This is a genomic window from Microcoleus sp. PH2017_09_SFU_O_A (assembly GCF_020738625.1).
Classification (GTDB): domain Bacteria; phylum Cyanobacteriota; class Cyanobacteriia; order Cyanobacteriales; family Microcoleaceae; genus Microcoleus.
Map to the genome: position 1 here is coordinate 26,759 of NZ_JAEQCF010000063.1, position 14,240 is coordinate 40,998.

11 protein-coding genes and 1 tRNA gene are annotated in these 14,240 nt (G+C 45.4%); 2 read left to right on the forward strand and 10 right to left on the reverse strand.

Features of this window, described 5'->3' with window-relative positions; translation table 11 throughout:
• Positions 1-58: 58 nt before the first annotated feature.
• Positions 59-1,228, forward strand: a complete 1,170-nt coding sequence (locus JGK16_RS22190; protein WP_293186303.1) for an AAA family ATPase — start codon at positions 59-61, stop codon at positions 1,226-1,228.
• A gap of 500 nt (positions 1,229-1,728) precedes the next feature.
• Here JGK16_RS22190 and JGK16_RS22195 read toward each other — a convergent pair whose 3' ends face one another.
• Positions 1,729-1,944 carry an acetyltransferase gene (locus JGK16_RS22195; RefSeq protein ID WP_293186305.1) on the reverse strand — a complete coding sequence of 72 codons (216 nt, stop codon included), beginning with the start codon at positions 1,942-1,944 and terminating at the stop codon, positions 1,729-1,731.
• A gap of 27 nt (positions 1,945-1,971) precedes the next feature.
• Complete coding sequence (locus JGK16_RS22200; RefSeq protein WP_366039216.1) at positions 1,972-2,160, reverse strand: hypothetical protein; 189 nt, start codon at positions 2,158-2,160, stop codon at positions 1,972-1,974.
• Positions 2,161-2,874: 714 nt separating this feature from the next.
• Between JGK16_RS22200 and mutS the strand changes: the two genes are divergently transcribed.
• On the forward strand, positions 2,875-5,502 hold the full coding sequence (gene mutS, locus JGK16_RS22205; RefSeq protein ID WP_293192567.1) for a DNA mismatch repair protein MutS: 2,628 nt from the start codon (positions 2,875-2,877) through the stop codon (positions 5,500-5,502).
• Positions 5,503-5,620: 118 nt separating this feature from the next.
• On the opposite strand, the gene JGK16_RS22210 is transcribed toward mutS, so the two are convergent.
• From JGK16_RS22210 to JGK16_RS22245, 8 genes are all read right to left on the reverse strand, one after another.
• Positions 5,621-6,328, reverse strand: a complete 708-nt coding sequence (locus JGK16_RS22210; RefSeq protein WP_293192564.1) for a hypothetical protein — start codon at positions 6,326-6,328, stop codon at positions 5,621-5,623.
• 29 nt (positions 6,329-6,357) lie between these two features.
• Positions 6,358-7,035 (reverse strand): actin-binding WH2 domain-containing protein, encoded by a 678-nt coding sequence (locus tag JGK16_RS22215; RefSeq protein WP_293192561.1) that lies wholly within the window; start codon positions 7,033-7,035, stop codon positions 6,358-6,360.
• Positions 7,036-7,425: 390 nt separating this feature from the next.
• Positions 7,426-7,496 (reverse strand) — tRNA-Gly (locus tag JGK16_RS22220).
• A gap of 138 nt (positions 7,497-7,634) precedes the next feature.
• A complete protein-coding gene (uvrC, locus tag JGK16_RS22225; RefSeq protein WP_293192558.1) occupies positions 7,635-9,653 on the reverse strand; it encodes an excinuclease ABC subunit UvrC in 2,019 nt (672 codons plus the stop codon).
• A 365-nt stretch (positions 9,654-10,018) separates the two neighbouring features.
• Positions 10,019-10,771, reverse strand: a complete 753-nt coding sequence (locus JGK16_RS22230) for an amino acid ABC transporter ATP-binding protein (protein WP_293186314.1) — start codon at positions 10,769-10,771, stop codon at positions 10,019-10,021.
• A 161-nt stretch (positions 10,772-10,932) separates the two neighbouring features.
• Positions 10,933-12,165 (reverse strand): amino acid ABC transporter permease, encoded by a 1,233-nt coding sequence (locus JGK16_RS22235; RefSeq protein WP_293186315.1) that lies wholly within the window; start codon positions 12,163-12,165, stop codon positions 10,933-10,935.
• Positions 12,166-12,184: 19 nt separating this feature from the next.
• Positions 12,185-12,793: a hypothetical protein gene (locus tag JGK16_RS22240; protein WP_293186316.1), complete on the reverse strand. Its 609-nt coding sequence runs from the start codon at positions 12,791-12,793 to the stop codon at positions 12,185-12,187.
• Between the two features lie 87 nt (positions 12,794-12,880).
• The gene (locus JGK16_RS22245) at positions 12,881-14,095 is read right to left on the reverse strand and encodes an ABC transporter permease subunit (RefSeq protein WP_293192556.1); all 1,215 of its coding nucleotides are present in this window, start codon (positions 14,093-14,095) and stop codon (positions 12,881-12,883) included.
• Positions 14,096-14,240 lie beyond the last annotated feature (145 nt).

A 14,240-nucleotide genomic window follows, 5' to 3' on the forward strand; every position in this document is an offset into this window, starting at 1 on the left:
CAAACAATGTCCGCCTCCGCGGACGAAGAAATTGCGTTATTAATAAATAGGTGAAACTATGACTGCTTTATTATCACACTCTGCAACTTGGACTTTTCCCTTTTGTCCAGAACCGCCCGATTGGTTCCTAGATTGGGAAAGCATTTACAATCATTTCGATTGGATTCAAAACTTAGAAGGATGCCAGCAAGATCCGATTTATCACGCTGAAGGTGATGTTTTAATTCATACCAAAATGGTCTGCGAAGCCTTAATATCCTCCCCCAAGTGGCGACAGCTTTCTGCGCCAGAACGTTCAATGGTTTTTGCTGCGGCTTTGCTGCACGATGTCGCAAAACCTGCTTTTACAAAGATAGAAGAAAATGGCAGAATTAGCTCGAAAGGTCACGCCCGTCAAGGTGCGAGGATGGTCAGACAAATTTTAGCTCAATTTGACCCGCCGGTGCAGTTTATCATTCGGGAGACTGTTTGCGCGATCGTCCAATTCGGCAGTTTACCCATCTGGCTGCTAGACAAACCCAACCCGCAGCAGTCTGTAATTAAGGCTAGTCAAGTTGTCCGCTGCGATTTCCTCGCACTTTTAGCAGAAGCAGACGTGCGCGGCCGCGAGTGTAGCGACAGACAAGAAATCCTAGATAAAATACAGCTATTTCGGGAGTTTTGTCAAGAAAATAATTGTTTGGATTCTCCGCGACAATTCGCCTCAGACCACAGCCGATTTATCTACTTCCGCAAAGACAACGGAAACCCCGATTATGAAGCATTTGATGATACTCGATGCGAAGTTGTTTTGATGTCGGGATTACCCGGAAGCGGTAAAGATTATTGGATTAAAGAAAATCTACCCAATTGGCCTGTTATTTCCTTGGATGCGCTGCGAAAAGAGATGAACGTTCCTCCCGATCGAACTCCCGGAAATGTCATCGTAGAAGCTAAAAATCGTGCGCGGGAATACATGAAATCGGGACGTTCTTTTGTGTGGAATGCCACCAATACGACTAAACAAATGCGCCAGCAATTAATTAATTTCTTTGCTGGTTATCAAGCGCGTATTCGGATTGTTTACCTGGAAGTTCCCCTACAAGAAGTATTGCGGCGGAATCGATCGCGCACAGCAGCAGTCCCAGAAGCAGCCATTCAACGATTGGCTAATCGCCTCGACATTCCCGATCGCACGGAAGCGCATCAGGTAGAGTGGATTGTAGACTTCTTGCAAAAGTCCTTTTAATCAAATGTTAGTAGGTATAAGTTGGTCGCCTCCCATCCCAATTAGCGGGCGAACTTTCTCAAAAGGCACCTCGTATCCGTAAGCAGCAAACGCCTCTACCCAAGCTTGAGCGTGAGCATCTTTGCTGAGTATGAGAGTGCCGTCAATCGATTTTAGATTTTAGAGGCGACCCCACGGATAAATTCGGGGGAAGAGAGGATTTTCGATTTTCGATTTGGGATTGATTCCACGGATAAATCACGTGGCGTACTGCTTGCAATTCCATAACTTATTGGCTGTTAGTGATGACAATAATTATTGCAAAAATCTCGTTTGTAGTAAGGACTTAAGTCCTTAAATAATTAACAAATCAGGGACTCAAATCTTTCTTAGGTACGTAGTTGCGCTTCAGCGCTCTTTCATAGATATAAGCAAAGAGCGCTGAAGCGCAACTACGTACCTTTATTAAGGTGACAGTTGCGTCCAAGACTTAATGAGTCAATCGAGGGCTGAAGTCCCTACTACGAACCTTGAGTTTTATAATTTTCCTCTGTCCAGCAGCGCGGCAGGACTTCCCCGGAGGGAAAAACCAATTTATTCTTCTCAAAAGTAGTCGGCTCTTGCTCCTCTTCACCTGCTTGACTTTTGCCGCCCACCTCTGTTTTTGTAGGGCTGACTAAAGTCGCGATATCGATGATTTCTATCAAGTCGCCGGATTCTTTTTCTTGTAAAAGCATAGTTTCTCCTTGTGAATTAATGGTGAATTATGGTTTGAGAACAACTTTGATGCACTTGTCTTTTTTGTGTTTGAAAATCTCGTAAGCGTCGGGCGCTCGATCCAATTTCATGCGGTGCGTAATCACGAAGGTTGGGTCAATTTCGCCTTTTTGAACGCGATCGAGCAAAGGGCGCAAATAGCGGTGAACGTGCGTCTGTCCCATTTTGATGGTCAAGCCGGCGTTGCTTAATCAGGGTATGAAAAAAATCAGTTGAAAATCCCCAAGCTTTGTCGATACTGGTTTCTCTGACTGGCATATTAGCCTTTCATACCGTGAATCAGGAACTCCCTATTTTTGCAAGATGTCTATTATCAACTCGCACGTCATTTGCTCCGTGCCAGCAAAGAGCTTTCATTATTGTGTTCTCCTCTACTTAACTCCCAGATTTTTGATTCTAAATCTTAAATTTACTCCGCAGCTAAATCACTTGGCTGGATGCTTTAATTTTAAGCATATAAGATGTGGCATCTCTCTATCCGAGGTATAATTTATAAATCTATCTTTCGGCTGTTTTAAGTTGTAAAAAAGGTAGAGTTTATCCCAGAGTAAATTGCAATAAATTTAGCATTATTGTTTTAACAGCTAACAGGGATGGCTGAGGTTGTTTTTGGCGATCGCCAGTCGCTGCTCTCTCATATCGTGTCCGCTCGATTAACCGCACGCGCGGTTTGTAGTGCGGACTTCAGTCCGCAGGATAAGAGCGGACTGAAGTCCGCACTACGAACGGCACTACGAAGGGCACTACGAACCATATAACTGGGCTCGCATCTTGAGAATCGCGCACCCTGCTGGAGGAGGATTAATCGTCAAAAATTGTATCATTAGCTATAGCTAAAAGCCGAGCTTGCGCTAAAGTTGTTAAAGATCAAAATTTATCGATCGCCTTTTATGCCTTACACTGCATCTACCCCAACAGACCCCAGTCAAGCCAACATCCCCAATGCCGACCACCGCCTATTAGAATTCACTAAGCTGACGCCGATGATGCAGCGGTATGTGGAAGTGAAAGAACAGTATCCCCACGCACTTTTATTGTTTCGAGTCGGAGATTTTTTTGAGTGTTTTTTTCAAGATGCAGTGACGATTTCGCGGGAATTAGAACTTGTTTGCACTAGCAAAGAAAGCGGCAAAGAAATCGGTCGAGTGCCGATGACAGGAGTGCCGCATCACGCCCTCGATCGCTATACTTCTCAGTTAGTAGAAAAAGGCTATGCTGTAGTAGTTTGCGACCAAGTTGAAGATGCCTCGATCGCCGCCCGCGAAGGCCGCCAAGTCAAGCGCGAAATCACCCGCATTCTCACTCCAGGAACTTTGACGGATGATGGAATGCTCAAACCCCGACAAAATAACTTTTTAGCAGCAGTCGTCATCGCTGGGGAACATTGGGGATTGGCTTATACTGATATTTCTACAGGAGAATTCGTCACTACCCAAGCCGACAGTTTAGAACAATTAACATTAGAATTGCTCCGTTTGCAGCCTTCGGAAGTCCTGGTTCCGACTAATGCGCCGGATTTGGTGACGATGTTAAGGCCGGGAGAGAAATCCGAGCATTTACCCGATTGTTTGCCGAATTCGTTTTGCTATTCTTTGCGATCGCAAATCCCGTTTACTTTGTCCGAAGCAAAACAGCGAATCCTGCAAAAGTTCAAAGTGCGATCGCTCGAAGGCCTCGGATGCGCGCACCTTTCCCTCGCAGTGCGCGCCGCCGGCGGTTTGCTGCAATATCTCGAAGAAACTCAAAAAGAAAAAGCAGTTGCTTTGCAAAGATTGCACACTTACACACTCACCGATTTTCTGACACTGGACTATCAAACCCGCCGCAATCTCGAAATTACTCAAACAGTCAGAGATGGCGTGTTTCACGGTTCGCTGCTGTGGGCTATAGACAAAACCAGCACCGCCATGGGAGGCCGCGCTTTGCGCCGCTGGGTGCTGCAACCTTTGCTCAGCATTAAAGGTATTTGCGCCCGCCACGATACGATTCAAGAATTAGTAGAAAACAATCCGCTGCGCCAAGATTTGCAGCAGTTGCTGCGCCAAATTTACGACATCGAAAGACTCACGGGGCGCGCGGGTTCTGGAACCGCTAGCGCTCGGGATTTGGTCGCTTTAGCCGATTCTCTCTCAAAATTACCCCAACTGGCGGCGATCGCAACTGAAGGAATCTCGCCCTATTTAAAAGCGCTGCAAAATGTCCCGCCCATTTTAGAAGAGTTAGCAACTCAAATTCACGCTTATTTAGTTGAGGAACCGCCGATTCATTTAAAAGAAGGAGGTTTGATTCGATCGGGCATTAATCCCATGCTTGATAAGATGCGCCACACTGCATCAGCCGATCAAGAATGGATTGCCCGTTTAGAGGCTAACGAACGGCAACGCACCGGAATTTCTAATTTAAAAGTCGGCTACAATAAAGCTTTCGGCTATTACATCAGCATTACCAAATCGAAAGTTGACCAAGTACCGAACGACTACACCCGCAAGCAAACTCTCACCAATGAAGAACGCTACAGCACAGAAGAATTAAAAGAAAGGGAAGTGCGAATTCTGACGGCGCGGGAAGATTTAAATCACTTGGAGTACGATATTTTTGCGAAATTGCGATCGGAGGTAGGAGAACACGCCGAAATTATTCGCAACGTTTCCCGCGCGGTGGCGGCGGCGGATATTTTGTGCGGTTTGGCGGAAGTAGCGGTTTATCAAGATTACTGTCGCCCGATGATGACAGAAAGTCGGGAAATTAAAATTATTGAAGGTTGTCATCCGGTGGTGGAAAAGTCTTTACCGCCGGGATTTTTTGTCCCTAATTCGGCTTTTTTGGGTCGGGAAGCAGCGCTAAGTCGCCCAGATTTAATTATTTTAACTGGGCCGAATGCTAGCGGCAAGAGTTGTTATTTGCGCCAGGTTGGTTTGATCCAGTTAATGGCGCAGATGGGCAGTTTTGTCCCGGCGAAGGCTGCGACTTTGGGAATTTGCGATCGCATTTTTACCCGTGTCGGCGCCGTGGACGATTTAGCAACCGGTCAGTCTACGTTTATGGTAGAAATGAACGAAACTGCCAATATTCTCAATCACGCGACGCCGAAATCATTGGTTTTGTTGGATGAAATTGGTAGGGGAACGGCAACGTTTGACGGGCTTTCGATTGCTTGGTCTGTGGCAGAATATTTAGCCAGCGAGATTCGCGCGCGGACGATTTTTGCGACTCACTATCACGAGTTAAATGAGTTAGCTTCTATTTTGGATAATGTGGCAAATTATCAGGTGACTGTGAAGGAATTGCCGGATCAAATTGTATTTTTGCACGAAGTTCACCCCGGCGGTGCTGATAAGTCCTACGGAATTGAAGCGGGGAGGTTGGCTGGTTTACCGCCGTCGGTGATTGATAGGGCGAGACAGGTGATGAAGCAGATTGAGAAACATAGCAAAATTGCGATCGGGCTGCGGAAGGGTGTTAAAAAAGATGGCAAAAAAGAGTCGGAGGGACAACAGTTGGATATATTTGACGATTAAAATTGTCCCCAAAAAAGGTTCGTAGTTCCTACAGATTCAATAAAGGTACGTTGTTGCGCTTCAGCGCTCTTTCTGTATATACATGAAAGAGCGCTAAAGCGCAACAACATACTTCAAATTATTTGCCATTTTGCAACTTTCTTACCTCTTTGTGCACGCTCATCCCAATTTCCAGAGCCTCATTTAGCAACCGGCCGTATTCGCTCGCGCGATCGCTCACATCCAGCGCCATCAAAGCCGCCAAATTACTTTCAATATTAGCAAATAACTCGTAACGGCGACCAATGAATTTATGATTTTCCCTGAGAATCCTTTCTGTTTTCAAAGCACAGACTAAACTTTCTCTAGTAATTTTTAAGGCCTCAATTGCATCTTGTCGATTAATTAAATTGGCTTGTAAATTGCCAGCAGCCGTTAGGCGATCGATAATATCTAAAGCCTTAATCACCTCATGATACTTCTCAACTTCATCCAAGAGACCCGCCAGGGTTGCTAAAGGCTTTGCTTTTACCCATTTATAGACATTCCAAACAACAGTAATCGCCAGGGACAAACCCAAAGTTATTTGTAAAACCCGGACAAATATCTCAGCATCGCTAAAACCAACTTGATTTCTATTGGCCAGCAAAGCAACCGGGAGCGAGACAACAAGCGTCACGCAAAATATCAGCAACTCGTGCAACAAAAGAGCAAACAGATTTTTGCCGTCCCGGAGTGTAGCAGGGCGATAAAAATTCCCTGAAAAACCGTCGCTCAAAGCTATTCCGCTCAAATCTTCCAACTCCTTTTCAGGAATTATCAACTCATCCAAATCCGCTTGTATCACTAGGGCAAATCTCCTTAAATTAGCATTAATTAAAATCCTCCCAGAGACCTAATTGAATCCCACAGACTCATATAAAAATTGCTGTCTCGGCTTCGGAACAGTTGAAAAGCTTGTCCCGGTGCGCCAAAAAACGGTCTCAGCGTCCATCCCAACTGACTGCCCACAAACGCATACAGTCCCAACCAAAACCGCAAAATATTTAGCCTGATGTCTTTTCCTTCCGCATCTTGTTCGGACAGAAAGTGCATTCCTTGATAAATGAAGCTGACCCCCAAAAATCCTGTGACTGCCATGATCGCAACATTTAGCAGCAGATAAAAATTGTAATTGGTACTGCTGATCAGAAAAAATAGACTGACAGGTGCAAATCCAAACAGCAAAACGCTAATCATCGCCATTGCTGTCATCAACAATGTCAAATACTGTTCAAAAGTTCGTTTTGAACCAAACATGACATTAAAAAAGTACAGTGTGGGAAAGCAGATAATCAGCGTCAGTAAGTAAAGCGCTGGCAACTTGATTGCTGAAACCAGACATTGCATCCACGTACTTGATGCACCTAGTATCGCTCCGTAAATACCAAAAAATATGGTACTGGAAATTAACAAACCAAAAATTTTAGATTTGAGCTTAACACCGTCGCGAATTTCTTCGAGAAATTGTTGCCGTTCCCGCAGCAAATACATTACTACTGAAAAATATTTCACGGGTTCTCCTTGTGACTGATGCGACTCCGAATCAGTCATAACTCAAGCTGAGTGCGATCGCCAATCTTGCCAACTGGAGGCACTCTATGTTAACCGATTATTCTTCCAGATACGGGACTCAGACAACTCCCATTATCTAGGGTTCCATGCACGCCACACCATACCGCTATTGACTCTCGGCTGGATATTTCTAGTCAAATTGTATTCAAATTCTAGTCAAATTGTGTTCAAAAAGGGCGATCGGGCAGTCACTTGATACTCAGTTTGGTCGTTTTGTCGTCAATTTGTATCCAATTTCTAGTCTTTTTGACGCCCCACCCAGCCAAAAAATCGGCAATAAAAAACCCCAAACCGTTGATTTCTCGTTGGTTTGAGGCTTTTTGTTTAATAAGCGGGTGGCGGGAATCGAACCCGCATAGTTAGCTTGGAAGGCTAAAGTTTTACCACTAAACTACACCCGCATTCACACAGAACCTAAACATACCACAAGCTTCTGAGAATTGCAATAGGCCCGTGCAAAATTTCTCAAGTTCTCCTTGAAAGTGGTTGAATAGGGACTCGTAGCCTCCCAAATCCCCTCTTCCACGCTACTAAAGGCTTTACGGATGGAAATAAGCGTAGATTTGCTGCGCCAGACGCGGGCCAATCCCAGAAACTTCCGCCAACTGTTCGGGAGTTGCTAAACGCAGGTAGTCGATCGACCGAAAATGCGCTAACAATAGTTTTTGTCGGTGGTGTCCCAACCCCGGAATCTCATCTAAGCGCGATCGCTTCATTCTCTGACTTCTTTGATCTCGGTGAAAACTCACAGCAAACCTGTGCGCCTCATCCCGCACCCGCCGCAGTAATTGTACACCCGGTTGCTCAGAATTAGTTGGCAGCGGCAAAGATTCCCCCGGCAAAAAAATCTCTTCTCGCTGCTTCGCCAAACTCACAACTCGCAACTCATCTAGCAAATTCATCTCCCGCAAAACAGCCACAACTGCTGACAGTTGACCTTTGCCGCCGTCTATCATAATCAAATCCGGTTTGTCAGCAATATTAGGAGAAACTGAAGACAAATTACTGACTGCTTCCGCTTCTGCTAACTCGCTAAATTCATCTTGCTTCTTGCTGTTTCCTTCTGCTTCTTTGATCCTAAATCGTCTGCCGATAACTTCTGCTAAACTAGCAAAGTCGTCAGAATGACCGGATTTTATTTCAGGATTTTTAATTTTGTAGTGGCGGTAGTGTTGATTTGCTGGTAAACCGTCGATAAATACGACACGGGAAGCTACCGCATCCGAACCTTGAATGTGAGAAATATCGTAACCTTCTATGCGGTGCGGCATTTCTGGTAAATCGAGAATTTCGGCTAAATCTTGCATTGCTTGAGAATTGCGATCGCTCAATCGTTGCATTCTCGCCAATTCATACTCAGCATTGCGTTCCACCATCTCAATTAACTCCGCCTTAGTTTGGCGCTGCGGAGTCAAAATCGTCACTTTTCGCCCCTTGCGGTTGCTCAACCAATCTGCTAATATTTCGCCTTCTGGTAAGTCGTACTGCACAGAAATTTCGCTGGGAATTTCTACGGCTTCGACATTTTGATAATGTTCCTCCAAAACTCGCTGCAAAATCGCCCCGGCCTCTACTCCCCCAAGCCTTGGGGGGGAGGTAAGAGAAGGTTGAGATAATTCTTCTTCCCAGGAATGTAGGGGCGGTGCCCCTGTGCCCGCCCTGGGTATCTCCGCCATAAAGCCCAGTCTGCCGACTAATTGACCTGCACGAATCTGGAATAATTGAATGCAGGCGTGCTGCGTGTCTGCTGCCAGGGCGATCGCATCCCTGGAAACGGTATCATCTGGTAAAGACACTTTTTGACCAGCACTTAAAGATTGCAAACCTTTAATTTGGTCGCGAATCCTGGCCGCAGTTTCAAAGTTCAAATCTTCGGCTGCTTGTTCCATTTGTGGTTCCAGAATATCCAGCAATTCCTGAGTCCTTCCCTGGAAAATCATGGCTACCTTTTGGATGATTTTTTGGTAATCTTCCGCAGACATTAACCCTTGACAAACACCGACGCAGCGGCCGATATCGTAGTTCAGACAGGGACGGTCTTTAAATAGCGGTTGAGGGCGCTGTCGCAAGGGGAAAATCCGCTTAATCAAATGCAGCGTACTCCGCAGCGCCCCTGTATCGACGTAGGGGCCGTAGTAGCGGTCTTTCGCACTACCCGCGCGGCGTTTGCGGGTGATGAAAATGCGCGGGTATTTTTCCGACCAAGTTATGCACAAATAAGGATATTTTTTATCATCTTTGAGGAGGACATTAAAGTGAGGTTGGTGCTGTTTTACGAGGTTTGCTTCTAAGGCCAAAGCTTCGGCTTCTGTGTCGGTGGCGATGAATTCGATTTCGCGCACTTGCTGTACCATCATCGCGATGCGGGGACTGAGGTTTTGGCTTTCGCGGAAGTAGGAACGGACTCGGTTTCGGAGTTTTTTGGATTTGCCGATGTACAGGATGCGATCGCTCTCGTCGCGCATTAAGTATACACCAGGAACTGCCGGAATTTCTTTGAGGCGGCTTTCTAGGCGTTCTGCATCTTTAATTAGTGGCAGCGTTTTTGTGGACGGCATATAAATTTGAGATTTTATGACTTATATCTACTATTCTAACGCTGTTATCCAAGTCAAGGGAATGAATCACAAATAACGGTTCGTAGTGAGGACTTTAGTCCTCTGATCTTATGCGGACTGAAGTCCTCACTACGAACCTCACTCTCTGGTTTTTAATTATGAGTTTAGTCCTCTGATCTTATGCGGACTAAAGTCCTCACTACGAACCTATTAATGTTTTTAATGATGAGTTTAGTCTTCTGATTGGATGCGGACTAAAGTCCTCACTACGAACCTCACTCTCTGGTTTTTAATGATGAGTTTAGTTTTCTGATGGGATGCGGACTAAAGTCCTCACTACTAACCTATAATGACGTAAGTTCTGTTTACAATATCTGAGATAGAAACTTGCGTGTGCGTTCTTCCTTCGGGTTCTGAAAAAACTCTTCTGGCTTCGCTTCTTCCACTAAAACGCCGCCGTCCATCAACACAATGCGATCGGCAACTTCGCGCGCAAATCCGACTTCGTGAGTCACCACTACCATTGTAATTCCTGTTTGCGCTAAATTTCGCATGACATCTAAAACTTCCCGCACCATTTCCGGGTCTAATGCTGATGTCGGTTCGTCAAATAGCATGATTTTCGGCTGCATTGCTAGGGAACGTGCAATAGCAACCCGCTGCTGCTGTCCGCCAGATAATTGTCCGGGATATTTTTGGGCTTGGGACAAAATCCCGACTCTTTCTAACAGTTGCATTGCTACTTCTTCTGCTTTTTTCTTCGGCCAGCGGCGCACCCATACGGGCGCTAGCATGACGTTTTGCAGGACTGATAGGTGGGGAAATAGGTTGAATTGCTGAAACACCATTCCTACTTCCTGGCGAATTTTTTCGATGTTTCGCAAGTCGTGGGAAAGTTCGATTCCGTCGATCGTAATTTTGCCTTGCTGATAGGCTTCTAAAGCGTTAAAAGTGCGGATAAACGTGGATTTGCCGGAACCTGAAGGGCCCATCACGACGACGACTTCGCCTCGGTTCACGTTCATGCTGACGCCGCGCAGTACGTGAAATTGTCCGTACCATTTGTGGACGTTTTCTGCGACGATTACTGTTTCGGGAACTGTTAGTGTATCTTGCATAATTTTCTCCTTTAAATAATGACGAATAATTATTGCCTGATGACTGTTGACTACTTCAGTGGAGGGGGGGTTTATATATATTTGGGTTGGGAGGGCGGGTTTATATATATTTGGGTTGGGAGTTCTATTTTGTTGGTGAACCCGCCCCTACAGACTGTGGACTAATGACTTTTTTCTAAACTTTTCTCTATTTTGCGGCTGGCCAGTGACATTGAGTAGCAAAATACCCAATAGATGATGCCGACGAATATGTAAACTTCGGCGTACCTGCCGATGTAGGATGGATTTGCTAAAACGGCGCGGGATATGCCGATTAATTCTAACATTCCAAATAGCGATAGCAGGGATGTATCCATGAATAATCCGATGAATTGACCGCCGATCGCCGGAATGACTGTTCGCAGTGCTTGAGGTAGTACAATCAGAATGGTCAATAGTGGTGTGTTTAGCCCGATCGACCTTGCTGCTTCTATTTGTCCTCTGGGCACAGCCTGCAAACCGCCGCGCACGTTTTCAGCCAAGTATGCCGCACTGAATAATGTTAATCCGGCGATCGCTCGAATCACTCTATCCAATTTGGGATATTCCGGCGGTAAGAATAATTGCAGCATGACTTGACCTAAAAACAAAATGCCAATTAAAGGCAAGCCGCGCACTATTTCAATGTACAATGTTGACAGCAGTTTGACGACTGGCAAAGAACTTTGTCTCCCGAGGGCAAGCAATACTCCCAGGGGAAATGAAAGCACAATGCTAATAATTGCTAAAAACAGCGTCAGCACTAAACCGCCCCAGTCATTTGTCGAGACTTCTGTCAAACCTAATCCGCCTTTAATTAGCCACAGAATCAGCGGGAAGGAAAGAGCCCAAATTCCGGGTATCCAGCTAACCCCCCCTCGCCCCCCCTTACCAAGGGGGGGTTGGGGGGGGTTGGGATTAATTTGTCTCGCGGCGACATAGCTGGCGGCGGTTGCGATAATAATTCCTAAGAGGTAGAAGCGAGAGGTAAGGTCGATCGGCGTAATGACCGCACCAACAACGGCAGCACCGAGTAAAATCAGTGTAGGCGGATTCCAAAGACGTTCATCTCGCTGAATATTTCCCCAAGTTAAACCTCCCAATAAGGCAATTATTCCGGCTACTATCCACAGCCGCCAGTAGGATTCGCTGGGAAATCTGCCCACAAAAAATAGTGGCAAGTTTGCTTCTAACACGCGCCATTTAGCTTTTGTTGTGGCCCAAACGATAATTCCTTTAACTGTTTGGAAGGCGACAATTAAGCAAACTATTGTCAGAATGCTGTTGTACCAGGTACTAAATAGGTTTTTGCGCGCCCAATTCCAAGGGGTGGGCGATTCGGTGGCGGGAGGCGGCAGTACGGGGGTTGTTTCCATGTATTTTAGATGTTAGATTTTAGATTGCTTGCTGAATTGCACTTGCTAATATTCCTAATATTTTCTTGACATCTGTTACGTAATATTCTGTCAAGTCAATTTCAATTACTTGTTCTTTGAGTCTTAAGAATCTCCAGGTTTGGCCGCTAGTAACAGCCCCATAATTTATTGTTGCATTTGTGTTGCCTTCGCATTCGTTAAATATTCTAGCTGCTAACATTTGGGCTACACATGGCCCCAAGCTTGCATTAATATCTTCGTTTTGTGCTTCTACGATCGCAATTACTGGTTCGGTAAGCATTAATAAGTATGAAGAACGACTAATCAAAAAATCGCAATTTCCAGCTAATCCTTTTTCGGCATCAACTGTAAAATCTATTCCACAAAAAAGACCAATTTGATGGTTAAACAGTTTTCTAAGTTCGATTAAAATCGGTGCGGTTATCATGGACGAGCGAGACTTGTCAGTATTGCTGCTTAAGGCAATGCCTGCGTTCTCTTTGAGAATTTCTACAAGTAAGGGACTTGGTTCTAATTCTGGCACAGGAGAGAACATATTGATGCGATCGCTAATCGTCAAACCGAATTTTTTTGTTACTGTTTTTAAGTTAAAATCTCTGTAAGTCATTTCAACTTTAGTTCCAGATTATAATAAACTTAACTTTTGACTTCGCTATCCACTGTCAACTGTCAACTGTCAACTGTCAACTGTTATTTACCTTTCCTTAATTTGTACCGTGTGATTGTACCAATTCATAAACAGAGAAACTATCAAACTAATTGTTAGGTATGTTACCATGATAATTAGCATTGTTTCGATCGCCCTTCCGGTCTGATTCAACGTCGGAGAACCCACCACAAAGTAAACGTCGGGATAAGCCACCGCCACGGCTAAACTCGAATTCTTCGCTAAATTCAGATACTGACTGGTTAACGGCGGCACAATTACCCGCAAAGCTTGCGGCAAAATTACCATCCGCATCAGGGTTCCAGATTTAAGTCCCAAAGACTTTCCCGCTTCCCACTGGCCTCGCGAGACTGACTGAATTCCGCCGCGGACAATTTCGGCAATGTAACTGCCAGTATACAAGCTGAGTCCTGTCACTAGGGCTGCAAATTCTGGAGTTAATTTTAATCCTCCTTCGAGTTGCAATGCTGGTGTCAGGCGCGGAAAATCGACGCGAAAAGGCAGATTTTGGGTGATAATCAAAGCTAAAATTGCACTCAGGACGATCGCACCAGCAGCCCAAAACAACTGTCTTCCAGGCTTCGCTTCTTCCACCATCACCCGCGCCCGCCACATCCACAGCCCCGCCGCCGCCAAAATTCCCACAGTTAGCAAAATCAACCAAATCTCAAAACCTGGCAAAGGCGCAGGCCAAGGTACAGCAATCCCGCGATTTGTCAAGTAAATCGGGCCGCGCATCTGTTGATTGTCTTCCAGTTTTGGCATGGAAATGAATACTGCAAAATACCAGAAAAATAATTGCAGCAATAACGGTGTATTCCTCAAAATCTCCACGTACAAAGCTGCTAAATTACGCAAGATCCAATTGTCGGAAAGGCGGGCAATTCCTACAGTCAAACCCGCAATTGTTGCGAAAACAATCCCCAGGCCCATTACCCGCAGCGTGTTGATCAAACCAACAAAATAAGCTTGTCTGTAACTGTTTTCGGGACTGTAGGGAATTACGCTTTCGCCGATGTCGAAGGATGCTTGGGAATTGAGAAAGTCAAATCCAAATGCAATTCCTAGTTGCGCGTAATTGGCGGTGAGGTTGTCCCAAAGAATAGCGATGACTGTTATTACTAAAATTAGGGCGATCGCCTGTCCGGTTATTTTCCAGAAGCGATCGTCCCGCAGCAGTGTTGATATATCTTTAATTTTGGATGATTTCTCGGATTTGCCCGGTTGAGGTTCTGTATTCATAACTTAAATTATATTTCATTCAATCTGCTGCGTATGTTGTGTACCAAAGAGCGCTGAAGCGCAACTACGTACCTAAGAGCGCTGAAGCGCAACTACGTACCTAAGAGCGCTGAAGCGCAACTACTTACCTAAGAGCGCTGAAGCG

Bases quoted from the DNA above. Each gene is read 5' to 3' on its own strand.
- JGK16_RS22245 (WP_293192556.1), bottom strand. From the start codon at position 14,095: ATGAATACAGAACCTCAACCGGGCAAATCCGAGAAATCATCCAAAATT.
- JGK16_RS22230 (WP_293186314.1), bottom strand. From the start codon at position 10,771: ATGCAAGATACACTAACAGTTCCCGAAACAGTAATCGTCGCAGAAAAC.
- JGK16_RS22240 (WP_293186316.1), bottom strand. From the start codon at position 12,793: ATGACTTACAGAGATTTTAACTTAAAAACAGTAACAAAAAAATTCGGT.
- JGK16_RS22235 (WP_293186315.1), bottom strand. From the start codon at position 12,165: ATGGAAACAACCCCCGTACTGCCGCCTCCCGCCACCGAATCGCCCACC.
- uvrC (WP_293192558.1), bottom strand. From the start codon at position 9,653: ATGCCGTCCACAAAAACGCTGCCACTAATTAAAGATGCAGAACGCCTA.
- mutS (WP_293192567.1), top strand. From the start codon at position 2,875: ATGCCTTACACTGCATCTACCCCAACAGACCCCAGTCAAGCCAACATC.
- JGK16_RS22195 (WP_293186305.1), bottom strand. From the start codon at position 1,944: ATGCTTTTACAAGAAAAAGAATCCGGCGACTTGATAGAAATCATCGAT.
- JGK16_RS22190 (WP_293186303.1), top strand. From the start codon at position 59: ATGACTGCTTTATTATCACACTCTGCAACTTGGACTTTTCCCTTTTGT.